Genomic DNA, 21,958 nt, shown 5'->3' with positions numbered 1-21,958 from the left:
ACGTCAGAAGTTCTGTGGGAACATCGCGCGCTGCGCGGCCTCGTCCATCTCGGTTTTGAAGGCGAACTTCTTGGCCCAGTCACCGGCTTTCGCGGCGGCTGGCCGGGTGTTCACTTTGTCGAACCAGGCCTGGACGTTGGGATAGTTCGACAGGCCGCCCTGGCCGTCCATCACGAAGCCCGCCGCGCGGACCCACCCCCAGAGCGCGATGTCGGCGATGCCGTAGTTCGGCCCACCGAGCCAGTCAGACTGGCCCAGCCGATCGTCGAGCACGCGGTAATGGCGCGCGATCTCCTTGGTGTAGCGGTTCGTGGCATAGGCGCTGTCGGTGTGGACGCGGGTGAAGTGAACAGCCTGCCCGGAATAGGGGCCGATCCCCGAAGACACGAAGAAGAACCACGACAGCATCTCGCCCACTTCAGGACCATCGGCGGGCAGGAATTTTCCATGCTTCTGCGCGAGGTAGAGCAGGATCGCGCCGGAATCGAACACGGCCTGACCGCCGTCGTCGATGGCCGGCAGCTTGGCGTTGGGATTCACGGACAGGAAGTCAGCGACGTGCTGTTCGCCCTTGCGGGTATCGATGGGCACGATCTCGGGGGTCAGGCCCAGCTCCTCGATCATAAGCGCGACTTTGAAGGAGTTGGGCGTGGTGTGGAAATAGACTTTCACGAGGGGCATCCAGGACATGAGTTCGATTGGCCCGCACTTGGCGGCGCAGCGGAGGTCAGGTCAACGCGGATGCGGTGCGTCAGTCGCGGATAGCCTGTGCGGCCCAGATCACGCCTTCACGTTCGCCCGTTGCAGCTTGAGCGGTTCGGTTCGCATCAGGCGCAGCACGTTTGCCATGAAGGGCTTCGTCGCGTCTGTTTCGCGCACGGCAGCATATAGTCGGCGGGTGATGCCATGTTCAGTCAACGGGCGCGTGACGTAATCCGAATTGTAACGCACCTCTCGCACCACCCAGTCGGGCAGGACGGCAACGCCGCGGTTCGACGCGACCAACAACAGGATCACTGCGGTCAGTTCAACCTGTCGGATAGCGGCGGGCTCCACGCCGGCCGGGGTCAAAAGTTGGGAGAATACGTCGAGGCGGGGCCGTTCGACCGGGTAGGTGATCAACGTTTCGCCCACGAAATCCTCGGCCTGGATAAAGGGCTTGGAGGCCAGCGGATGCACCGAGGACGCAAGGAAAACGGGCTCGTAATCGAACAAGGGCGCAAACTCGACGCCCGGCAGATTGCTCGGATCCGAGGACACGACAAGATCGACCTCCTCCTTCTGCAACGCAGGCAGGGCCTGGAACTGAAGGCCCGGGCGGATATCGACATCGACGTCGGGCCAGGCGCGCCGGAATTGTTCGAGGACCGGGAACAGCCATTCGAAACAGGCGTGGCATTCGATTGCGATGTGCAAGCGCCCTGTGCGCCCGGTCTTTAGGCCTGCGAAATCCATCTCGACGGCCTCGATCTGGGGTAGAACCTCATTGGCGAGCCGTAACAGGCGTTGCCCTGCAGCGGACAGCGTCATGGGCTTGGACCGTCGCACGAACAGCTCCATCCCGATCTGCTCCTCCAGGTTCTTGACTTGGTGAGACAGCGCGGATTGCGTGATGTTCAACCGCTCCGCTGCCCGTGCCAGGCCACCGCAATCGGAGATCGCCCGGATAGTGCGAAGATGACGAAATTCGAGGTGCAGTTTCATCGTGTCGGTGTCCGACTCATGTTGATGATGAACATTATGAGGCTGTCTCACGAAACTTCAATCGGGCAAAATGACTGCGAACAAAAGGAATCCGCCATGCCCGTCCCGTCCGTCTCTTTCGAATTCTTCCCGCCCAAGTCCCTCGAAGGTTCGTTTCGGCTCTGGGATTGCGTCAATACGCTCGCCCCGTTGGCCCCCGAATGGGTCTCGGTGACCTATGGTGCCGGTGGCACCACACGCGAGCTGACCCGCGAGGCGGTCGGGGCCCTGGGCAAGCAGTTCAACCTGCGCGTGGCGGGGCACCTGACCTGCGTCGATGCCAGCCGGGAAGAGACGTTAGAGGTCGCGCGCGGCTTTCGCCGGGCAGGGGTCGAGGACATCGTGGCCCTGCGGGGCGACCCGCCAAAGGGTGCGACGGGCTTCACGCCGCATCCGGATGGGTTCAAGACGTCCATCGAATTGGTCGGCGCGCTGGCCGACCAAGGCTTTACCGTGCGTGTGGGGGCCTATCCGGACAAGCATCCCGAGGCGGCGGACGCGCAGGCCGATATCGACTGGCTGAAGGCCAAAATCGACGCCGGTGCCTCCGAAGCGATCACCCAGTTCTTTTTTGACGCCGAGACGTTCCTGCGCTTCCGTGATCGCTGCGCCAAGGCAGGGATCGACGCGCCGATCGTTCCGGGCCTTTTGCCGATCGAGAACTGGGCCAAGGCGTCGAAATTTGCCGATGCTTGCGGTGCGGTGATTCCGGACGATTTGCGCGCCGCTTTCGATGTCGCCGAGCGGGACGGGCGGACCGACCTTCTGGCCATTGCGCAGGCGGCGGAGCTGGCTGACGCGCTGACCGTTGAAGGCTGCGATCACCTGCATTTCTATACCTTGAACCGGCCGGAGCTGACGCGCGATGTCTGCCTTGCGCTTGGCTTGGCCGCACGTAAAGCCCTGAGCCGCGTGGCCTGAGGCCACTGGTCTCGCTGCTCGGAGAGAGATAGCATCCCCGGATGGCTTGCCTTTCCGGGGATTTCTCATGTTCGCACCGACGCCAGATCGCTTTGCAACGCGCGACCAGCTTCTGTCGATGTCTGGACTGGCCTTCGTGGAGGCGATCCTCGACGGCGAACTGCCGCCGCCGCCCATCGCGAAGCTTCTGAATTATCATCTGACAGAGGTCGGGTCAGGGCGCGTTGTCTTCGCAGGGACGCCGATGGTCGATCACTGCAACCCGATGGGCACGGTTCACGGCGGCTGGTACGGCACACTTCTGGATAGCTGCATGGCGTGCGCGGTGATGACGGGCGTCCCGCAGGGCAGCTTTTACACAACGCTGGAATACAAAGTGAATCTGGTCCGGGGCATTCCGCTGGGCACCGAGATCATGGCGGAAGGCAGGGTTCAGCACTCGGGCCGATCCACCGGGGTTGCCGAAGGCTGGATCCGGGGGGCGGTTGACGGAAAGCTCTACGCAACCGGATCGACGACCTGCCTGATCATGGCGGGGTAATCCGAGTACTTGGAAAGCAGAGATGATGCGCGACAGGATCGAAGCCAGTTTTGCACGGCAGGGAATGATGCGGACGCTCGGGGCGTCGCTGGAACATGTTGGCGAAGGCGTCGTGCGCATCGCGGCCAACGTGACCGAGGCAAGCGCGCAACAGCACGGGGTGGGCCACGCCGGGCTGACGTTTTCACTTGCGGATTCGGCGGCTGGCTATGCCGCGCTGACGGTGATGGAGCAGGGTTTCGAAGTGGTCACATCGGAGTTTCGGATCACCCTTCTGGCCCCTGCGCGCGGGCGTCTGGTTGCCATGGGGCGGGTGATCCGGCCCGGTCGACGCCTGATCGCAGTGGCGGCGGATGTGCACGGCGACGACGGGGCGCATGTGGCGACGGCGCTGGGCACGATGGTGCCGGTCGAGGTGCGGACATGACCGGCGAGCACGATATTGCGGTTCTTATGGTTACGCTGGACCCGGTCTTGGACGCCGAGACCTGGGTCTTCGTGACACTGGACGACCGCGAGCGCGCTGATGGAATCGCGGCGCGTATGCGGTTCGAGGAGGCCGAGGGCACCACCCTGATCGTCAGCGAGGCCGTTGCCCTGGCCGAAGGGCTGGATGCGGTGTTCCCGTCGCGGATGATCACGTTGAACGTGCATTCGGCGTTAGATGCGGTTGGCTTCCTGGCCCCGATTGCCAACCGACTGGCGGCTGAAGGGATGGGCGTGAACCCGGTGGCCGGGTTTTTTCACGATCATCTGTTCATTCCGGCGCACCGGGCCGATGACGCGATGCGCACCCTGCTGGAGATGCGCGATGCCGCACGTGACGGGATGTCCGGTTAGCCGTCGCTGCGGGTCTCATCGACGATCGCTTGCAGGCGGTCGACCTCGACGAAGCCCGGCACACGCGTCTCGCCGATAACAAAGCTGGGCGTGCCGGTGAACCCGAGGGAGTCGGCAAGCTGGCGCGAGGTTGCAAGATGCTCGTTCACCGCATCGCTTTCCATGTCGATGCGCAGCTTCTCGGCGTCGAGGCCCAGTTCCACGGCAATCTGCATGACTGTCGTCTCATCGACCCGCGCGCCCGAGGTCATGAGCGCCTCGTGCATTTGTGCATATTTGCCCTGTTCACGGGCGGCGAGCGCGGCGCGGGCACCGAAGACGGAGCCTTCCGAAAGAATCGGCCATTCGCGGTATACGAGGCGAACGTCGGTGTCGTTGGCCAGCAGTGCCTCGATCTCGGGACCGGCGCGGCGGCAGAAACCGCAGTTGTAGTCAAAGAATTCCACGACTGTGACCGACCCCTCCGGATTGCCAATCACCGGAGCGTTCGGGTCGTTTTCCAGTATGGCGCGGTTTTCCGACAGAGTTGCTTCCGCCTGTGCCTCGGCCGCGGCGGCGTCGCGTGCCTGAAGGATGGCCACCGCTTCCATGACGATCTCGGGATTCTCGAGGATCGCTTCGAGGGCGAGCTGCTTGATCGCGTCCTCGGTCAACTCCTGCGCGGGGGCGGCTATGGGTGCCGCAAGAGCGATGCTGAGGCTCAGAACGGGCAGGAGCAGAGAGGTCGGCGCGCGCATGGGCTGTCCTTCGGACGAAAATATACAATCCGTCACAAGGTGCCGCGCGGATGAGACGGACGCAACCGCGTCGGGCGGGGCAGATGGTCACGTTCCCGTCAAATCGTCACGGCACCTCTCGCCCACCGGTGATCGCTTGCATATGCAGTGGTTATGATCCGCTTGATAATCGTCTTTGCCCTGTTTTTTGCCACCCCGCTGGTCGCCGCCACCTCGGACCCGGTGCGGGGCAACGCCGTGCAGGCGCGCCTGCTGACTGTCGAAGATGGGGTGAGCCCCGGAGAAGCGACCGTTTCAGCCGGGTTGCAGGTGACGCTGGACGACGGATGGAAGACATACTGGCGCAGTCCCGGCGAAGTCGGCCTGCCCCCCGACCTGGACTGGTCCGGGTCGGACAATGTCGCTTCAGTCGATCTGGCCTATCCGGCACCCACCCGGTTCGTTGCGTTCGATATCCAGAATTTCGGTTATGCCAAGGAAGTCGTCTATCCCCTGACGGTAATCCTTGAGGATCCGGGTGCGCCCGCGCGCTTGGCTCTGCGCGCGAACTTGCTGGTTTGCGCCGAGCTTTGTATTCCAGAGACGCTGGACATGGTGCTAAACCTGCCTGCCGGGGGCGGCATTGATGCCGCAGCTGCGGCGACACTGTCCGACTGGATTGGGCGCGTTCCGAAGACGGGTGCTGAAGCGGGGCTGGCTTTGGAACAGGTGCACCTTGACGACGCGGCGTTGACACTGACGGCGACGTCGGCGGTGCCCTTGGTGAATCCTGACATATTCCCCGAACACGGCGACTACGCCTCCTTTGGGACGCCGAAAATCACGCTGACCAATGGGGGGCGGGCCTTGCACGCCGTCTTGCCGGTATTGTCGCCGGGGGATGGTGCGCTGACGCTTACGATGACCGACAGCGGCCGCGCGGCAACCATGGAAGCGCCGTTGGGTGCGACGGCCCCGCCGGTTTCGCGGCAGACGTCCACGCTGTGGTGGATGATGGTGATTGCGGCGTTGGGCGGGCTGATCCTGAACGTGATGCCCTGCGTTCTGCCGGTCCTGTCGATGAAATTTGCGAGCGCCTTGCGGGCGAGAGACAAGAGTGCGGCCCGCGTGCGCGGCGGCTTTCTGGCCTCTGTTGCCGGGGTGCTGGTGTTCTTCCTCGGGCTGGCGGTCGTCATTATCGGGCTGAAGGCGGCGGGGGTCTCGGTCGGCTGGGGGGTACAGTTCCAGCAGCCGGTCTTTCTTGCGCTGATGATCGGTCTTATCGTTGTCTTCGCGGCCAACATGCTCGGCTTTTTCCACGTGAACCTGTCGTCGGATGCGATGACGCGGATGGCCAGAACCGAGGCGCATGGCGGCTGGGGCGGGGACTTCGCCACCGGCATGTTCGCCGCCGTGATGGCGACGCCCTGCTCCGCCCCGTTCCTCGGGACAGCTGTGACCTATGCGTTGACGCACGGGCCGCTGGAGATCGTTGCGGTCTTCGCGGCGATGGGGTTGGGACTGTCGCTGCCGTATATGCTTGTCGCGCTTCGTCCCAGTCTGGTTCAGCGGCTGCCCAGGCCCGGTGCCTGGATGCGGACGGTTCAGCGGATGCTGGGTGGCGTTCTTCTGCTGACGGCCGGGTGGTTGCTGACGGTGCTGGCCGCCAGCGCGGGATGGACGAACGCATTGATTATCGGCGTCCTGGCGGCAGTCTTGTTTGCCGGGCTGGCCTTTGGGCGAAATGTCTGGGCCAAGGTGGGCGGTGGCATGATCGCGGTCGTGCTGGCCGCAGTGTTGCTTCCCGTGCCGGACCGGGCGCAGGCGCGTGTCGACGCGGGATGGGAAGTCTTTTCCGAGGAGCGGATCCAGGCTGAGGTCGCAGCGGGCGAAACGGTCTTCGTCGATGTCACTGCCGATTGGTGCCTGACCTGCAAGGCGAACAAGCGGTTGGTACTGGAGCGCGGCGCGGTGGCCGATGCCATTTCGGGCACGGTCGCTTTGCAGGCCGACTGGACCCGTCCGGACGAGGAAATCGCTGCATTCCTGAGATCGAATGACCGTTTCGGCATTCCGTTCAACGCGGTCTATGGCCCCGGCGCGCCGGAAGGCGTGGTCCTGCCCGAATTGCTGACCGAAGATACTGTGCTTGAGGCGATTGCCCGCGCGGGCGGTTAGGCCGATTTTGAGCGGGTGACCCGCCGGAGGTGGTGATCGACCAGCGCAGTCTCGTCCTTGGTCAACACCTGTGTGCGGGGGTACTGTGGCGCGGCACGGTCATTGCGGATCGGGGTCTCCCACCCGACCGTGGTGTCGAAGAACCGGGTTACGCCATCTTCGCCGAATTCGCGCAGGAAGCCCTGAACCACGACATCGAGATAGCTGAGCAGGATCGGGCGGACATCCTTGGGGGTGCCATGAAGGTCGGTCGGGATGTGATATATCTGTGGCCCTTCTGGCAGCATCGCGCGCAGGTAGCCCGTCTCTCGCAGGTCCAGCGCATCCCACGCGCCGCCCGGCACATCTGCCGCCAGCCCGTCAATCGTCGATCCGTCGTGCAGCTCGCCGGTCAAGAAGGCGACCGGGTTGATTGGCGTTGCCCGCCATGCGCGGCGCCAGCCCGTGACCGTCATCGGTTCTGCCGTATGGTAGGTGTGGGTCTGCCGATTGACGAGGCTGCCATACCCGAAAAAGCGATTCATGTTGGTCTCTCATATTCTTCACTTGCTTGGAGCGGACTCGTTTCGTATCGGAAACGGGCACGCCCGGGAGACTCTGTCCCACGGACAGGGCCGAAGGAGCAACCGCCCCGGTAAACTCTCAGGCAAACGGACCTGGTGTGCACAAAAACTCTGGAGAGAGCCCCGAGAGGGGCCGCCGAAGGGATAGCGATCTCAGGCGCAAGGGACAGAGGGGGCATCGAAACGGGCCGTACGGCCCTCAGGAGGTGCTGCGTGTCTGATCCGATTCCCCTGCCATTGGCCAGCCTTCATGACGAACTGGGCGGTAAGATGGTGGCCTTCGCGGGCTATTCGATGCCCGTTCAGTATCCTGCGGGTGTCATGGCCGAACACTTGCACGTTCGCGACAAGGCTGGCCTTTTCGATGTATCCCACATGGGGCAAGTGATCGTCCGGGGTGAAAATGCTGCAGCTGCCCTTGAGCGCCTGTTGCCCGTCAACGTAGTCGGACTGGCCGAGGGGCGACAGCGCTATGGCCTTCTAATGCTGCCGGACGGCGGTGTGGCCGATGACCTGATGTTCGCCAACCGGGGTGACCATCTGCTCTTGGTGGTGAACGGCGCGATGAAGCATGCCGATATGGATATCCTGACGGCGGGCCTGCCGGATCTGGAGATTGACCTGTTGGAAGATCGCGCGCTGCTGGCGTTGCAGGGCCCCGCAGCGGAGTCGGTTCTTGAGGCATTGGTGCCGGGCGTTGCTGCGATGAAGTTCATGGACGTGCGTAGCTTCGATTGGAACGGCGCGGATCTCTGGGTCAGCCGGTCGGGCTACACCGGGGAAGATGGCTTTGAGATCAGTGTGCCCATCGCGCAGGTCGAGGTATTTGCCCGCGCGTTGCTGGCGGATGACGACGTGCTGCCCATCGGGCTGGGTGCCCGCGACTCGCTTCGGCTGGAGGCGGGCATGCCGCTTTACGGCCAAGACCTGACGGCGGAAATTTCGCCGGTCGAGGCCGATCTGACGTGGGCCATCCAGAAGGTCCGCCGCACCGGTGGCGACCGGGCAGGCGGCTTTCCCGGCGCGGACCGCGTTCTGGCCGAGCTGGACGATGGCCCCAAACGGCGTCGTGTCGGTCTTCTGCCGCAGGGGCGGGCCCCGATGCGCATGGGCGTGACGCTGTATGCTTCTGAGGACGCGGCTGACCCCGTGGGCACCGTGACCTCGGGCGGGTTCGGCCCGTCTGTGGGCGCGCCAGTTGCGATGGGTTACGTTCCCGAGGGCACAGCGACGGGCACCACCCTCTATGGCGATGTGCGGGGCAAACGCCTGCCCGTCGTCGTCACCGATCTTCCTTTCCACCAGCCCCGCTACAAGCGTTGAACCCCGGAGACCCCCATGAAGTATACCGAAGACCACGAATGGCTTGACGACAACGACGGCGTCATCACCGTCGGCATCACCGGCCATGCTGCAACCCAGCTAGGCGACGTCGTGTTCGTGGAACTGCCCGAAGTGGGCCAGACCGTGACCAAGGGCGAGGAAATCGTCGTGATCGAAAGCGTCAAGGCTGCCTCTGATATCATGGCCCCGCTGGATGGCGAAATCACCGAGGTGAACGACGCACTGGCCGAGACCCCGGGCCTCGTGAACGAAGATGCCGAAGCCGCGTGGTTCTTCCGGATGACGACCACTACGCCCGAAGAGATGGAGTCCATGATGGACGAAGACGCCTACAAGGACCTGATCGGAGACTAAGCGGTTTTCGCCTTTCGAGGCGAACCGACAGCGGCACGGTGATGGTCGCATCCGCGACCGTCACAGCCGCACCGCGCATTAAAAGCGTTCTGCCAAAAGCTGCCAAACCCGGAGACGAGCCGTGACCAAGCTGACCGACTACGACACCTATGACTTTGCCAACCGTCGCCACATTGGCCCGTCTCCATTAGAAATGGAGGAGATGCTGAAGGCCGTCGGTGCGGACAGCCTGGACGCGCTCATTGATGAAACAGTGCCCAAGTCGATCCGGCAGAAGGAGACGTTGCCTTGGCCGCAGATGACCGAGCACGCAATTCTGGCCCGGATGCGCGACCTGGCCAGCAAAAACCGCGTCACGGTCAGCATGATCGGCCAAGGCTACTCCGACACGGTCACGCCCCCGGCGATCCAGCGGAACATCCTTGAGAACCCGGCGTGGTATACCGCCTACACCCCCTATCAGCCCGAGATCGCGCAGGGTCGGCTGGAGGCGCTCCTGAACTTCCAGACGATGATCAGCGATTTGACCGGCCTGCCGGTCGCAAACGCCTCGCTGCTTGACGAATCCACCGCCTGTGCCGAGGCGATGGTGATGGCGCAGCGTGTCGCCAAATCGAAGGCGATGGCGTTCTTCGTCGACGAAAATTGCCACCCGCAGAACATCGAGGTGATGCGCACGCGGGCGGAGCCCCTTGGCATTCAGCTGATCGTCGGCCCGGTTGCAGACTTGATGCCCGAGCAGGTCTTCGGAGCGATCTTCCAGTATCCCGACACCACTGGGGGGCTGCGTGACCTGACACCGCAGATCGAAGCACTGCACGGCGCGAAGGCGTTGGGCATCGTTGCGACGGATTTGCTTGCGCTCTGCCTGCTCAAAGAGCCGGGCGCGATGGGCGCGGATATCGCAGTCGGGTCGGCGCAGCGTTTCGGCGTGCCGCTGGGCTATGGCGGCCCGCATGCTGCTTTCTTTGCCTGCGCGGACGCCTACAAGCGGTCGATGCCCGGCCGGCTAGTTGGCGTGTCGGTCGACAGCCATGGCAATAAGGCCTACCGCCTGTCGCTTCAGACCCGCGAGCAGCATATCCGCCGCGAGAAGGCCACGTCCAACGTCTGCACCGCGCAGGCGCTGCTTGCCGTGATGGCCAGTTTCTATGCCGTGTTCCACGGTCCTAAGGGCCTTCACCATATCGCGACCCATGTTCATGCCCACGCGACCGCCCTGAGCGATGCTTTGGCCGGGGCGGGGTTCGACGTGGCCGACGGGCCAATATTTGATACCGTGACCGTCAAGGTCGGTGCGATGCAGGGCGTGATCTGGCAAGCCGCCCGCGCGGCCGGGATCACGCTGCGCAAGCTGGGGGCGGACACGCTGGTCCTTGCCTGCGACGAAATCACCGACGGTGATATTCTGACCCGTCTGCTGGGGGCCTTCGGAGTGGAGGCCGCAATTGACCCGCGCATCGATATCCCCAAGGCGTTTCAGCGGCAGAGCGACTATCTCACGCACCCGATCTTCCACATGAATCGGTCCGAGGCCGAGATGATGCGCTACATGCGTCGCCTCGCCGACCGCGATCTGGCGCTGGACCGGTCGATGATCCCGCTCGGCTCCTGCACGATGAAGCTGAACGCGGCGGTCGAGATGATGCCGGTGACGTTCCCCGAGTTTGGCCGCCTGCACCCCTTCGCGCCCGTGGAGGACGCGCTGGGTTACAAGGAGATGATCGACGAATTGTCGGCGCGTCTGTGCGTGATCACCGGCTATGACGACATGTCGATGCAGCCTAATTCGGGCGCGCAGGGCGAGTATGCTGGGCTGTTGACCATCGCCGCCTACCACGCGGCCAACGGGCAGGCGAACCGGCGTATATGCCTGATCCCGACATCGGCCCACGGCACCAACCCGGCGTCGGCGCAGATGGCGGGCATGAAGGTCGTGATCGTGAACGCGGCCGAAAACGGTGATGTCGACCTGGATGACTTCCGTGCCAAGGCCGAGGCCGCGGGCGACGATCTGGCGGGCTGCATGATCACCTATCCCAGCACGCACGGCGTGTTTGAGGATACAGTGCGCGAAGTCTGCGAGATCACGCATGCGCACGGTGGTCAGGTCTACCTCGACGGGGCCAACCTGAACGCGATGGTCGGCCTGTCAAAGCCGGGAGAGATCGGGGCCGACGTATCCCACCTGAACCTGCACAAGACCTTCTGCATCCCCCATGGGGGCGGCGGTCCGGGGATGGGCCCGATTGGGGTCAAGGCGCACCTCGCGCCCTATCTGCCGGGCCATCCGGAAACAGGTGGTGCGACGGGCCCGGTGTCGGCGGCTCCCTATGGCAGCGCGTCGATCCTTCCGATCTCCTATGCCTACGTGATGATGATGGGGGGCGAAGGCCTGACCAATGCGACGAAGGTCGCGATCCTGTCGGCCAACTACATCGCGGCACGGCTCAAGGGGTCCTACGACGTGTTGTATGGCGGGCGCCGCGGGCGCATCGCACATGAGTGTATTCTTGACACGCGACCCTTTACCGAAAGCGCGCATGTCACCGTCGACGACATCGCCAAGCGACTGATGGACAACGGGTTTCATGCGCCGACCATGTCCTGGCCTGTGGCAGGAACCCTGATGGTCGAACCTACGGAGAGTGAGCCGAAGCCCGAACTGGATCGGTTTATCAACGCGATGCTTGCCATCCGCGAGGAGATCCGGGCGATCGAGGCGGGCGAGATGGACGGTGAGAACAACCCTCTCAAGAATGCACCGCACACGATGGAGGATCTCGTCCGCGATTGGGATCGACCCTACAGCCGCGAGGCCGGGTGCTTCCCGCCGGGCGCGTTCCGGGTGGACAAGTACTGGCCGCCGGTCAACCGGGTCGACAACGTGGCGGGCGACCGCAACCTGATCTGCACCTGCCCGCCGGTCGAAAGCTACCTCGAAGCGGCGGAGTAGCCGACGCGGTCGGGCGGCTGCGCCGTTGCCCCCATGTCAGGGGGCAGCGGCACGCACTGCGTCGCGATCCTCGCTGAGTTCGAGCGCGGCATCCGACCGCTCCAGCGCCCTCCTGGAGACTTCGCGCGCAGCCAGCCGGATTTCCGGGTCCTGGTGCGACTCCAGTCGGGCCAGGGCTTTTTGAAGGGTCAATTGCACTTCCAGCAAGGCCGACCCGTCGCGGGCGATGGTATCGAACGCGACATGCATCGCTTCCGAGCCGGATGCCTGACGCACACGCAGGCCGGGCAGCGGGTCGTCGACGGGTTTGCTTGACCAAAGATCCAGCAGCCGGGACTGACGGTTGATCACGTCGACGGCGGTCTGCGGATCGTTCAATCCGGGGGATAGGGCGCGCTGACCGATTTCCGACATGACTTGAAGGCCAAAGACCGGATCCTGATCGAAGGAGCGCAGCTCCCCGATGACGATGTTATCCAGCAGATCGTCATCATCGGCCTCCGCCTTTGCGACGCACAGCACCGGGTCGCCCGGGCCGACCCAGTCGCCCGGCACGACGAGAACATCAATCTGTCCGTCCTTGCCGGCGCAATCGGATAAGCCGTTCACGTCGATGTAGCGCACATAACCGAACGCGGAGCCTTGCAATTCCCGCCCCCTCGCCGCCTCGTCGATCGGTAGAGGCGTACAACCGAGATAGGGTGCCTTGGCCATCGCCATCAGCGCGTCGCGCGTGGTCGCCTCCACCCTTCCCGTAGTCTTTTCAATCGACCCCAGCGCGGCCAGTTGCTGCACCCAGCGGATGAGTGCCAGGATCACGGTCAGTGTCACGACAATCGTCACGAAATAGATTACTGGAAAATCCAGGTCGCCATATAGACCGGCGTTGATCACGATCCGCGACGTCAGGCCGAAGACAAAGGCCCCGATGAAGGTTGCGAGTACCGATTGCGTCCGTCCATCCTCGCGCAGCAGGCGGTGGGACCGGGGGGTTGCCTGACTTGCAGCGAATTGGTGTGCTGCGACCATCACCGACAGCGAAAACGTTGCCACGACCAACATCGAATTGGTCAGGATCGACAGCAATTGCAGCGTCGGCTCCTCCCCCATGAGGTTTTTCAGTCCGTCAGGCAGAAAGGGAGACAGGACGGGCGCGATGCCTGCGGAAACCAATGCCAGAAGCGAATAGAGCGCAACGCGTGTCCAGATCTGCCGCGTAATGTCACGGAGCTTCCATACGGCTTTGGATAGGGACATTACGGATGCTCCGGATGACTTGGACAAGAGGGCACGGCATCACGTTTCAGGCCCTGATCGGTTGCTTGACACGCCCGGCACTCGTGGCCATATCGAGCGCCGTTGGGGTCGTAGCTCAGTTGGTAGAGCGCGTCGTTCGCAATGACGAGGTCAGGGGTTCGATTCCCCTCGGCTCCACCACTTAAATCCCAAATATCTATATTTTAAAGATTTGAGGCGTGTTGGCTTCACCCATACCATATACTCTAGGATTTCAGATCAAGAAGTTGATTGTTCTGATCTGACGCTATGACCTCGTTTCTATCATAATATATGATGGATGTTGTCGCTACGATTCCACCCAAGCCTGACATGATGAGCGAGGACACCGTGCTTCGTCATTGACGCAGGCGAATGAATTTCACGGCTCTGAAAACGCTTCGCTATCATTCGGTCTGTCGATTCCGTTGCTCGATAGAGCGCAAATCTTCGGTGTTGTTCCCAAATCGAGTCAGGCAGTTGGCTGTTTCTGATCTTGAAAGGGCCGGCTCCCGGCTGGTCTTGGGCTAATTCGCCCCTCGCAAGCGTGACTTGTAAGGGTGGAAAGCGGGCGTTCGCTGCAAGTGTGAGGCAAATCAGGCAACTCCCGATCAGCGGACGCTGAGGGGCACACATCCCTGGTCGGGCTCGTCAAACCCTTTCAAGTTCCCGTTGCGGACGGAAAATGGCCAAGAGCTTCGTCAGGCCGAATTTGCGATCTTCTTAGGTCACTGGGCCCGCGGGACCTAGCAAATTGCGGCTGGCCTTGTCGCCGGTCGAGCAGCCGATGGATAGCCAAACCTCGTCCAAATAGCAGCCTATGGGCTTGGTGCGGAAACGTTCGCCACGGTTGTGGCCGACGAGGTGTTCGCCAACTGTGTTCATACCGCCCTTGCTCCAGCACTATCAGGACCACCCGCAATTACATCGCTTGACGGGTACGCGGTGCCGCCCAAGACGCGGTAGTGACTGATGGGCACACCGTGGCAATGGCGTTATGAATGGCCGGATGTCTGGGCGGCGAAACACTTGGTTGTAGCGCCTTGCCGCCCCCGCTACGATCCGGATCAACAAACAAGAACAATAGGGCCAAGTTATGAGTCACGGGGGGGCGATCCTTCTTATAATCGCGGTGCTGCCCTTTGTCGGAGCACTGTTGCCGGGGCTCATGATACGAGCTGGGCGCACCGTTTGCGCAATCTCGACGGCGGTGCCGACATTTCTGGCTTTGACGATGCTGGTCGTCCTGGCTCCGGCCGTGCTTCGGGGTGAGGTGATCCAAGGCGAGATCGAATGGCTGCCGCAGCTTGGACTGTCGGCCTCCTTTTTCCTTGATGGCCTGGGCCTTTTGTTTGCGGGGATGATCCTTGGAGTCGGCCTGCTGATCACGCTCTATGCCCGGTTCTATCTGTCGGGCGAAGATCCGATGGGGCAGTTCTACACCTATCTTCTGCTGTTCCAAGGTGCGATGCTGGGTATTGTCCTATCAGACAACATCCTGCTTTTGCTGATTTTCTGGGAGCTGACATCGCTGTCGTCTTTCCTGCTGATCGGATTTTGGAAGCATTTGCCAGAGGGCCGGCAAGGCGCTCGAATGGCGCTGGCCGTCACGGGCGCGGGCGGTCTGGCGATGATCGCGGGGATGCTGATCCTCGGCAACATCGTGGGAAGCTACAATCTGACTGATATATTGCAGGCTGGTGACCTGATCCGTGCTTCAGAGTGGTATCTGCCTGCTCTGGTCCTAATCCTTTTGGGTGCATTCACCAAGTCGGCGCAGTTTCCGTTCCATTTCTGGCTCCCGCACGCCATGGCCGCGCCAACGCCCGTCTCAGCTTACCTGCATTCCGCTACCATGGTTAAGGCGGGAGTGTTCTTGATGGCGCGCATGTGGCCAGTGCTCGCGGGCACGGACGCGTGGTTCTACATCGTCACGACGACGGGTCTTGTGACAATGGTGTTGGGCGCGCTGATCGCGCTTTTCAAGGACGATTTGAAGGCGCTTCTGGCCTTCTCGACGGTCAGCCACTTAGGCCTTCTGACGATGCTTCTGGGGTTCGGCACGCAGCCCGCAGCTGTCGCAGCTGTCTTTCACATCATCAACCACCTGACGTTCAAGGCCGCTCTCTTCATGACCGCGGGCATCGTGGATCACGAGACCCATACGCGCGACATCAAACGATTGGGCGGGTTGAGGCACTTGATGCCGATCACCTTCCTTATTGGAACGGTCGCGGCCCTTTCGATGGCGGGCATTCCGTTGTTCAACGGGTTCTTGTCCAAGGAAATGATGCTGGAGGAAGCATCGCACACCGATTGGTTCAACAGCCCTTACGCAGTCCCGATCATGGCCACGATCGGTGCGCTCTTGTCGGTCGCCTATTCCCTGCGCTTCATCTTCCATGTCTTCCTTGGCCCGGTGCGCGACGATTATCCGCGCAAGCCCCACGATCCGCCCTTCGGCATGTGGGCAGCGCCCGCTCTGCTGACTGTTCTGGTGATCGCCATAGGGGTTGCCCCGTTCCTCGCCGAAGGGGTCGTGACCTCCGCGGCGAATGCCGTGACCGGCGCAGACCTGCACCCGCATTTGAAGATCTGGCACGGGGTCACCCCGGCGCTTTGGATGTCGATTGCCGCCGTGGTCGGCGGTGCGATCCTGCTGTCGCAGCACCGGCTGCTTGAGATGCTTTGGATCGCTCTGCCGAGGCCAGAGGCGAAGGCCATTTTCGATCGCCTGGTTGCGGCCATCGTCGCCGCTGCACGCTCGATCAGCGAAGTGAGCCACAACGGCGCGATCAGCCGATATCTGGCGATCTTCACCATAACCTCCGTGGGCCTTGGCTGGTTCGCCTATTCCTCCAGCGGCCTCACCGCCCCGACCCGAGGCCTGCTGCCGGTGCCGCCGGTCGTGGCCGTGGGTTGGATCATGTTGATCGTCGCCACCATCTCGGTCGTGACCATGCATCACCACCGCTTCCGCGCCTTGGTCCTGATCGGGATCATCGGGCTGACGATATCTGCGGGCTTCGCCTATCTCTCGGCACCGGACCTTGCGTTGACGCAGATCTCGGTTGAGACAGTCACTATCATGCTGCTGCTTCTGGCGTTGCATTTCATGCCGAAGATGACTCCAAAGGAAAGCTCGTCGGGGCTGAAGCTGCGCGACGGTGTGATCGCTCTGGGTGCCGGCGGCGGAGTGGCGGCGTTGGCCTATGCGTTCCTCATGCGCGATATCGAGACGATCTCGGACTACCACCTCGCCAACAGCTATGAGGGCGGCGGCGGGACCAACGTGGTCAACGTAATCTTGGTGGATTTCCGCGGCTATGACACGTTCGGCGAAATCATCGTGCTCGGGATCGCGGGTCTTGTGATCTATGCTGTAATGCATGCTTTGCTGGACGGCCCGGCGGCGCGGAGGTTGAAGAATACAGACTACTCTCAAGATCGGTCGCGCGATCGCCACCCCATGATGATGGTCGTCGTCACCCGCGTCCTGATGCCCATTGCCATTGTTGTGGGCGTTTACATCTTCCTGCGCGGCCACAATCAGCCGGGGGGCGGGTTCGTCGCGGGGCTGGTGATCGCAATCGCCCTTTTGATGCAATACATGGCTTCCGGCTTCGCCTGGACACAGGAACGCAAGCGGATCGAATACCACATGATGATCGGGCTTGGCATTGTGATCGCGGGCCTGACCGGTGTAGGCGCATGGCTCTTCGATCGGCCATTCCTGACGAGCGCGTACACCTATATCCATCTGCCGCCAATTGAGGAATTCGAGCTTGCCACGGCCATGCTGTTCGATCTTGGCGTGTTCCTGACGGTGCTGGGTGCGGTCATGCTGATGCTGTACAGCCTGAGCCGTATTGCCCGCTTCGCTGGCGAGACGGTGAACGTCGGACCGATGGACTATGACCCGGGCGAACCGGCCCAAGACAAGGCGGAGCGCTGATATGGAGCTTATCGTTGCAAGCAGCATCGGCATTCTGACGGCTGGCGGGGTCTACCTGCTCCTGCGGCTCAGAACGTTCGCGGTCATCCTTGGTCTTGCGCTGCTGTCCTATGCGGTGAACGTCTTCCTGTTCGCCAGCGGACGGCTTGCGATTGACCAGTCACCGATCCTCTCGAAATACGGCGAGGCGAGTTATACCGACCCGTTGCCGCAGGCGCTGGTGCTGACCGCGATTGTCATCTCCTTCGGGATGACGGCGGTTCTGGTGATGATCGGGCTTGGCGCGTATCTGGAGGCCGACACCGACAGGATTGATATCGAGCCTGAAATCGACCCTGAAAAGGAAGATGCAGAAGCCCGGAAGCAGAGGCTCGCGTGATGCACTGGATTATCCTGCCAGTTGTCCTGCCGGCCCTGCTGGCTCCTCTCATCGGGTTCGTGATGCGCTGGGACATCACGTTGGCGCGCGCGGCGTCGGTCGCCGGCACGGCGCTCCTGCTGGCGACTGCGCTGGGCCTGACCTTTCTCGCGGCGGACGGCGCGACCCATGTCTACAGGCTGGGCGACTGGCCCGCGCCGTTCGGAATCGTCCTGGTCCTAGACCGTCTTTCAGCATTGATGGTGCTTCTGACCTCGTCGCTTGCGCTGATCGTTCTGGTTCATGCAATCACGACAGGCTGGGACGCACGGGGCCGGCATTTCCATGCCTTGTTCCAATTCCAACTCATGGGCATTTGCGGCGCATTCCTGACCGGTGACATCTTCAACCTCTTCGTTTTCTTTGAGGTTCTGTTGATTGCGTCCTACGGCCTGATGATCCACGCCGGTGGGAAGGCGCGGATGCGTGCGGGCCTGCAATACGTGGTTATGAACCTGGCCGGATCGACGCTTTTCCTTTTCGCATTAGGGACGCTCTACGCCTCGACGGGCACACTGAACATCGCCGATCTCGCCGTGCGCATCCCAGAAATCCCGGTCGAGGAGGCCGCCCTTGTCCGGGTCGCGGTGATCTTGCTGTTGATCGTCTTCGCCGTAAAGGCGGCGCTTTTCCCGGTGCAATTCTGGCTGCCCGCCACCTACGCGAACGCCCCCGCGCCGGTTGCAGCCCTTTTCGCGATCATGACAAAGGTCGGGGCTTACGCGATCCTGCGGATCCATACCACGGCGTTCGGACCCGGTAGCTCCGGAACGGAGGATATTGCCGCCACGTGGCTGTTCCCGGGAGCCATCGTCACGATTGCCTTGGGGGCCTTTGGGGTCCTTGGGGCGCGCCGCCTGATGCCGCTTATCGCCTTTTCGGTCGTGGGGTCGATGGGTACCTTGCTGGTGGCGGTTGCGGCGTTCTCGCCCACTGCGACAACCGCCGCACTCTACTACATGGTTCATTCGACCTTCGCGGCGGCCTGCCTGTTCCTCGTTGCCGACCTCATCGTCACACGGCGGGCGGCGGATACGCTCCGCCCGGAGCTCCCAACGCTCCAGAACGGTCTCTTCGCGGCCCTGTTCTTCGCGGCAGCAATCGCCATGGCCGGCATGCCGCCGCTCAGCGGCTTCCTCGGCAAGCTGCTCGTCCTTGATGCACTGAGGGAGCCTGGCTTGATCGGGTGGGCCTGGGCAGCGATCCTGTTGGGGTCGCTTCTGACAATTGTCGGGTTTGCCCGCGCAGGCAGTAACCTTTTCTGGAAATCCACAGCTATGACTGCACCTCCAACCGAGGAAGACGCCGACGCAGACGCCGTCTTGGCCCTACCGCCACCCGCGACGGCGGGACAAATTGCACCAGTCATGATTGCTCTGGCTTCCTTGGCGGGCCTTGCAATCTTCGCCGGTCCCGTGACCAACTATCTGGGCGATACCTCCACCCAACTCTTCGATCGCCAAGGGTATGTCGACGCTGTCCTCGGCTCCGTTGAGGAGCGCTGAGCAATGCTGAAACGTCTCATTCCTCACCCTCTCCTAAGCCTTACCCTTGTCTTGGTTTGGCTTGGTCTGGTGAACACGCTTACGCTGGGCAACCTGATCCTCGGCGCGGTTTTCGGCTTGGCCATCCCGATGCTGACGGCGGCCTATTGGCCCGACCGTCCCGCTATTGCACGGCCGCTGAAGGTCGCGGAATACATTCTGGTCGTGCTTTGGGATATCATCGTGGCGAACGTCTTGGTGGCCAAGATTATCCTGTTCAAGCGGGAGCCTGCGATACGTTCCCAGTGGGTACCCATCCCCCTCGAACTCAAGTCGGCCGAGGCGATCACCGTCCTCGCAGGCACCATCACGATGACCCCTGGAACGGTATCCGCGACGCTCGCGGCCGATGGCAGCGCGATCCTTGTGCATTGTTTGCACACCGACGATCCTGCTGCTGTCCGCGACGAGATCAAGGCCCGTTATGAGCGTCGCCTTTTGGAGATTTTCCCATGATAGAATACGCTCTTATCTTCGCGGCCGGCTGCTACGGTATTGCTCTTCTACTGGACCTTTGGCGCATGGCCGTCGGCCCAGACGACGCCGACCGTATTCTCGCGCTCGATACCATGGTGATCAACGTGATCGCCCTTTTGGTGCTATATGGGGTCTGGCGCGGCACTGCGATCTATTTCGAGGCCGCGATGCTGATTGCGATGGTGGGCTTCGTGTCGACAGTCGCATATTGCCGCTTCCTGCTGCGCGGCGATATCATCGAATAGGGCTGGAAACATGAACTTTGCTACAGAACTTTCCATATCGATTGCCCTTGTTGTCAGCGGCATCTTCGGCTTCGTGGGATCCTACGGACTGGTCAAACTCAAAGATACGCTGCAACGCCTGCACGCACCGACCAAGGCCACGACCCTCGGCGTTGGCGGCGTCCTGGTTGCGTCAATGATCTTCTTCTATGCCAAGACCGGGTACATCTCGGTGCACGAGCTTCTGATCTCGCTATTTCTCTTTCTGACGGCACCGATCACGGCGAATTTCATAGCCAAGGCCTATTTGGCCCGAAATGTTCGCCAAGAAAATCTGCCTGAGAACGAAGGCGATTTCGGGTGGTCGGTCTATGACGACCCACCGGACGCGGATTCGGATCGTTAGCGAAATTGATAGGACCATTTGTTGGCAATGCGGTCGTTGAGTGACCCCGAATGCTGCAAATTGCGTGAACGACCGCTGAGGAACGATACACTTCAGCATTTGGGCGCTTGGTTAAAATCCGGTTTTAGCCGCGAGCGGACCCTCGCTTCGGCATGCCCTGGCGTCTGCTGTGCGGGACACATCCGCCGAGCCACGAAGCAACCCCACTCCGCTATGCGCGAAGTTTGCGGGCCTTCAATCCCGCTTTCCGGAAGCAATTCATCTCTGACCGACCTTGTAGTTCTTGAAGAGCGTCTTGTACTCGCGTGGTTGCGAACGCCAGTACTGGTGCGGGGCATCGATCTCGGCCCCCAGTTCCGCTGCGGCGTGCCAAGGCCAGCGCGGATCATAAAGCATACCCCGCGCAAGGGCGATCGCATCGGCGTCGCCATTATCCAGGATCGCTTCCGCATGTGCGGGGTCGGTGATTAGGCCTACGGCTATGGTCGGCAACCCAACTTCGTCCTTCACTCTCGCGGCTAAAGGTACTTGGTAGCCGTCGGACAGTGGGATCTCCTGTCTCGGCGACACGCCACCGGAAGAGACGTGAATTGCCGCGCAGCCGCGGCCCTTCAGAACATTGCCGAACGCGACCGTGTCTTCTATGTCCCAGCCGCCCGGGACCCAATCTGTTGCAGATACGCGAACCCAGACCGGGATATCTTCGGGGACGGCGGCCTTGACCGCATCGAAGACTTCCAACGGGAAACGCATCCGGTTTTCCAGACTGCCGCCATAGTCATCCGAGCGCTGGTTTGCGATGGGCGACAGAAACTGATGCATCAGGTAGCCATGCGCCATATGCACTTCGATACCACGAAAGCCCAGGGCCACGGATCGCCGGGCAGAGGAGGCGAAGTCTTCCCGAACCTTGGCAAGACCCGCGTCGTCGAGCGCTACAGGTGCATCCTCTCCCTGCGCATGGGGCAATGTGGAGGGCGCGACGGCTTTCCAGCCATCGGGTTCATTCGGCGGGATCTGTGCTCCACCATCCCACGGTGCCTGGCTAGAGGCCTTGCGCCCGGCATGGGCAAGCTGGATGACTATGGGCGAGATGGCGTACTTGGTTACTGCGTCCATCACGCGTTTAAGCGCGGTTTCATTCTCGTCGGAGTAAAGGCCCAGATCACCCGGCGTGATCCGCCCCTCGGGTGAGACGGCCGTCGCTTCGATCACGAGAATTCCTGCTCCTGACAGGGCAAGGTTGCCCAGATGGATAAGGTGCCAGTCCTGCGCGTTTCCGTCGATGGCAGAGTATTGGCACATCGGCGCAATGACGATCCGGTTCTCAAGCTCCAGCGGCCCAAGCATCCATGGCGAGAAGAGATTACTCATTCGACCTTTTCCTTGTTCAGTCGGGGGCAGTGAATAGCCCCTAGTTTCCTAGACGCCTTCCTGGTTCACGTTGCGCTGTGTGTTTTCGAAGTCGACGGGTGACAGCATCCCGTTTCTGACATGTTTGCG

Annotated in this window: 20 protein-coding genes, 1 tRNA gene and 1 riboswitch; of the genes, 15 read left to right on the top strand and 6 right to left on the bottom strand. The window is 62.0% G+C overall.

Going from position 1 to position 21,958, the window contains the following annotated elements; translation table 11 throughout:
• Window positions 1-3: 3 nt before the first annotated feature.
• Window positions 4-681 (bottom strand): glutathione S-transferase family protein, encoded by a 678-nt coding sequence (locus BLV27_RS07285; RefSeq protein ID WP_092644866.1) that lies wholly within the window; start codon window positions 679-681, stop codon window positions 4-6.
• A 99-nt stretch (window positions 682-780) separates the two neighbouring features.
• Window positions 781-1,698 carry a LysR family transcriptional regulator gene (locus tag BLV27_RS07280; RefSeq protein ID WP_092644864.1) on the bottom strand — a complete coding sequence of 306 codons (918 nt, stop codon included), beginning with the start codon at window positions 1,696-1,698 and terminating at the stop codon, window positions 781-783.
• A gap of 102 nt (window positions 1,699-1,800) precedes the next feature.
• Here BLV27_RS07280 and BLV27_RS07275 point away from each other — a divergent pair, with 102 nt between their 5' ends.
• From BLV27_RS07275 to BLV27_RS07260, 4 genes are all read left to right on the top strand, one after another.
• Entirely contained in the window at window positions 1,801-2,664 is an 864-nt protein-coding gene (locus BLV27_RS07275; RefSeq protein WP_092644429.1) for a methylenetetrahydrofolate reductase, read from the top strand.
• Window positions 2,665-2,731: 67 nt separating this feature from the next.
• Window positions 2,732-3,205, top strand: a complete 474-nt coding sequence (locus BLV27_RS07270) for a PaaI family thioesterase (RefSeq protein ID WP_092644427.1) — start codon at window positions 2,732-2,734, stop codon at window positions 3,203-3,205.
• A gap of 22 nt (window positions 3,206-3,227) precedes the next feature.
• On the top strand, window positions 3,228-3,632 hold the full coding sequence (locus BLV27_RS07265; RefSeq protein ID WP_092644425.1) for a PaaI family thioesterase: 405 nt from the start codon (window positions 3,228-3,230) through the stop codon (window positions 3,630-3,632).
• A complete protein-coding gene (locus BLV27_RS07260; RefSeq protein ID WP_092644423.1) occupies window positions 3,629-4,045 on the top strand; it encodes an ACT domain-containing protein in 417 nt (138 codons plus the stop codon). The genes BLV27_RS07265 and BLV27_RS07260 overlap by 4 nt, the downstream gene beginning before the upstream one ends.
• On the opposite strand, the gene BLV27_RS07255 is transcribed toward BLV27_RS07260, so the two are convergent.
• Window positions 4,042-4,782: a DsbA family protein gene (locus tag BLV27_RS07255; RefSeq protein ID WP_092644421.1), complete on the bottom strand. Its 741-nt coding sequence runs from the start codon at window positions 4,780-4,782 to the stop codon at window positions 4,042-4,044. The genes BLV27_RS07260 and BLV27_RS07255 overlap by 4 nt on opposite strands.
• A 153-nt stretch (window positions 4,783-4,935) precedes the next feature.
• Here BLV27_RS07255 and BLV27_RS07250 point away from each other — a divergent pair, with 153 nt between their 5' ends.
• The gene (locus BLV27_RS07250; protein WP_092644419.1) at window positions 4,936-6,939 is read left to right on the top strand and encodes a protein-disulfide reductase DsbD family protein; all 2,004 of its coding nucleotides are present in this window, start codon (window positions 4,936-4,938) and stop codon (window positions 6,937-6,939) included.
• On the opposite strand, the gene BLV27_RS07245 is transcribed toward BLV27_RS07250, so the two are convergent.
• Complete coding sequence (locus BLV27_RS07245) at window positions 6,936-7,463, bottom strand: gamma-glutamylcyclotransferase family protein (protein ID WP_092644417.1); 528 nt, start codon at window positions 7,461-7,463, stop codon at window positions 6,936-6,938. The two genes, BLV27_RS07250 and BLV27_RS07245, sit on opposite strands and share 4 nt — an antisense overlap.
• A gap of 54 nt (window positions 7,464-7,517) precedes the next feature.
• A riboswitch (glycine riboswitch) is annotated at window positions 7,518-7,607 on the top strand.
• A gap of 108 nt (window positions 7,608-7,715) precedes the next feature.
• Here BLV27_RS07245 and gcvT point away from each other — a divergent pair.
• The 3 genes from gcvT (at window position 7,716) to gcvP (ending at window position 12,156) form a co-directional block, all read left to right on the top strand.
• Window positions 7,716-8,825: a glycine cleavage system aminomethyltransferase GcvT gene (gene gcvT / locus BLV27_RS07240; protein ID WP_092644415.1), complete on the top strand. Its 1,110-nt coding sequence runs from the start codon at window positions 7,716-7,718 to the stop codon at window positions 8,823-8,825.
• A gap of 15 nt (window positions 8,826-8,840) precedes the next feature.
• Window positions 8,841-9,200: a glycine cleavage system protein GcvH gene (gene gcvH / locus BLV27_RS07235; RefSeq protein WP_092644413.1), complete on the top strand. Its 360-nt coding sequence runs from the start codon at window positions 8,841-8,843 to the stop codon at window positions 9,198-9,200.
• A 121-nt stretch (window positions 9,201-9,321) separates the two neighbouring features.
• Entirely contained in the window at window positions 9,322-12,156 is a 2,835-nt protein-coding gene (gcvP, locus tag BLV27_RS07230; RefSeq protein WP_092644411.1) for an aminomethyl-transferring glycine dehydrogenase, read from the top strand.
• A gap of 36 nt (window positions 12,157-12,192) precedes the next feature.
• Here gcvP and BLV27_RS07225 read toward each other — a convergent pair whose 3' ends face one another.
• Entirely contained in the window at window positions 12,193-13,413 is a 1,221-nt protein-coding gene (locus BLV27_RS07225) for a DUF2254 domain-containing protein (RefSeq protein WP_092644409.1), read from the bottom strand.
• Window positions 13,414-13,517: 104 nt separating this feature from the next.
• On the opposite strand from BLV27_RS07225, the gene BLV27_RS07220 reads away from it, so the two are divergent.
• The 7 genes from BLV27_RS07220 (at window position 13,518) to BLV27_RS07190 (ending at window position 20,455) form a co-directional block, all read left to right on the top strand.
• Window positions 13,518-13,593, top strand: a tRNA-Ala gene (locus BLV27_RS07220).
• A 934-nt stretch (window positions 13,594-14,527) separates the two neighbouring features.
• Window positions 14,528-17,386, top strand: a complete 2,859-nt coding sequence (locus BLV27_RS07215; protein WP_092644407.1) for a monovalent cation/H+ antiporter subunit A — start codon at window positions 14,528-14,530, stop codon at window positions 17,384-17,386.
• Between the two features lies 1 nt (window position 17,387).
• On the top strand, window positions 17,388-17,765 hold the full coding sequence (locus BLV27_RS07210) for a Na+/H+ antiporter subunit C (protein WP_092644405.1): 378 nt from the start codon (window positions 17,388-17,390) through the stop codon (window positions 17,763-17,765).
• Window positions 17,762-19,309: a monovalent cation/H+ antiporter subunit D gene (locus BLV27_RS07205; RefSeq protein WP_092644403.1), complete on the top strand. Its 1,548-nt coding sequence runs from the start codon at window positions 17,762-17,764 to the stop codon at window positions 19,307-19,309. The genes BLV27_RS07210 and BLV27_RS07205 overlap by 4 nt, the downstream gene beginning before the upstream one ends.
• 3 nt (window positions 19,310-19,312) lie before the next feature.
• Window positions 19,313-19,804, top strand: coding sequence for a Na+/H+ antiporter subunit E (locus BLV27_RS07200; protein WP_092644401.1), 492 nt, complete (start codon window positions 19,313-19,315; stop codon window positions 19,802-19,804).
• Window positions 19,801-20,070 (top strand): K+/H+ antiporter subunit F, encoded by a 270-nt coding sequence (locus BLV27_RS07195; RefSeq protein ID WP_092644398.1) that lies wholly within the window; start codon window positions 19,801-19,803, stop codon window positions 20,068-20,070. The genes BLV27_RS07200 and BLV27_RS07195 overlap by 4 nt, the downstream gene beginning before the upstream one ends.
• A gap of 10 nt (window positions 20,071-20,080) precedes the next feature.
• Entirely contained in the window at window positions 20,081-20,455 is a 375-nt protein-coding gene (locus BLV27_RS07190) for a Na+/H+ antiporter subunit G (RefSeq protein WP_092644396.1), read from the top strand.
• A 258-nt stretch (window positions 20,456-20,713) separates the two neighbouring features.
• On the opposite strand, the gene BLV27_RS07185 is transcribed toward BLV27_RS07190, so the two are convergent.
• On the bottom strand, window positions 20,714-21,829 hold the full coding sequence (locus tag BLV27_RS07185) for an NADH:flavin oxidoreductase/NADH oxidase (RefSeq protein WP_092644394.1): 1,116 nt from the start codon (window positions 21,827-21,829) through the stop codon (window positions 20,714-20,716).
• Window positions 21,830-21,958: the final 129 nt, after the last annotated feature.

This window comes from Jannaschia faecimaris, assembly GCF_900107415.1.
Lineage (GTDB): Bacteria > Pseudomonadota > Alphaproteobacteria > Rhodobacterales > Rhodobacteraceae > Jannaschia > Jannaschia faecimaris.
This window is presented reverse-complemented; position numbering and strand designations above follow the sequence as displayed.

What these genes read in the sequence shown, in the direction of transcription:
- BLV27_RS07260 (WP_092644423.1), top strand. Translation starts at nt 3,629, where the DNA reads ATGACCGGCGAGCACGATATTGCGGTTCTTATGGTTACGCTGGACCCG.
- BLV27_RS07215 (WP_092644407.1), top strand. Translation starts at nt 14,528, where the DNA reads ATGAGTCACGGGGGGGCGATCCTTCTTATAATCGCGGTGCTGCCCTTT.
- gcvH (WP_092644413.1), top strand. Translation starts at nt 8,841, where the DNA reads ATGAAGTATACCGAAGACCACGAATGGCTTGACGACAACGACGGCGTC.
- BLV27_RS07250 (WP_092644419.1), top strand. Translation starts at nt 4,936, where the DNA reads ATGATCCGCTTGATAATCGTCTTTGCCCTGTTTTTTGCCACCCCGCTG.
- BLV27_RS07245 (WP_092644417.1), bottom strand. Translation starts at nt 7,463, where the DNA reads ATGAATCGCTTTTTCGGGTATGGCAGCCTCGTCAATCGGCAGACCCAC.
- BLV27_RS07285 (WP_092644866.1), bottom strand. Translation starts at nt 681, where the DNA reads ATGCCCCTCGTGAAAGTCTATTTCCACACCACGCCCAACTCCTTCAAA.
- BLV27_RS07275 (WP_092644429.1), top strand. Translation starts at nt 1,801, where the DNA reads ATGCCCGTCCCGTCCGTCTCTTTCGAATTCTTCCCGCCCAAGTCCCTC.
- BLV27_RS07190 (WP_092644396.1), top strand. Translation starts at nt 20,081, where the DNA reads ATGAACTTTGCTACAGAACTTTCCATATCGATTGCCCTTGTTGTCAGC.
- BLV27_RS07195 (WP_092644398.1), top strand. Translation starts at nt 19,801, where the DNA reads ATGATAGAATACGCTCTTATCTTCGCGGCCGGCTGCTACGGTATTGCT.
- BLV27_RS07255 (WP_092644421.1), bottom strand. Translation starts at nt 4,782, where the DNA reads ATGCGCGCGCCGACCTCTCTGCTCCTGCCCGTTCTGAGCCTCAGCATC.
- BLV27_RS07200 (WP_092644401.1), top strand. Translation starts at nt 19,313, where the DNA reads ATGCTGAAACGTCTCATTCCTCACCCTCTCCTAAGCCTTACCCTTGTC.
- BLV27_RS07225 (WP_092644409.1), bottom strand. Translation starts at nt 13,413, where the DNA reads ATGTCCCTATCCAAAGCCGTATGGAAGCTCCGTGACATTACGCGGCAG.
- BLV27_RS07265 (WP_092644425.1), top strand. Translation starts at nt 3,228, where the DNA reads ATGATGCGCGACAGGATCGAAGCCAGTTTTGCACGGCAGGGAATGATG.
- BLV27_RS07270 (WP_092644427.1), top strand. Translation starts at nt 2,732, where the DNA reads ATGTTCGCACCGACGCCAGATCGCTTTGCAACGCGCGACCAGCTTCTG.
- BLV27_RS07185 (WP_092644394.1), bottom strand. Translation starts at nt 21,829, where the DNA reads ATGAGTAATCTCTTCTCGCCATGGATGCTTGGGCCGCTGGAGCTTGAG.
- BLV27_RS07210 (WP_092644405.1), top strand. Translation starts at nt 17,388, where the DNA reads ATGGAGCTTATCGTTGCAAGCAGCATCGGCATTCTGACGGCTGGCGGG.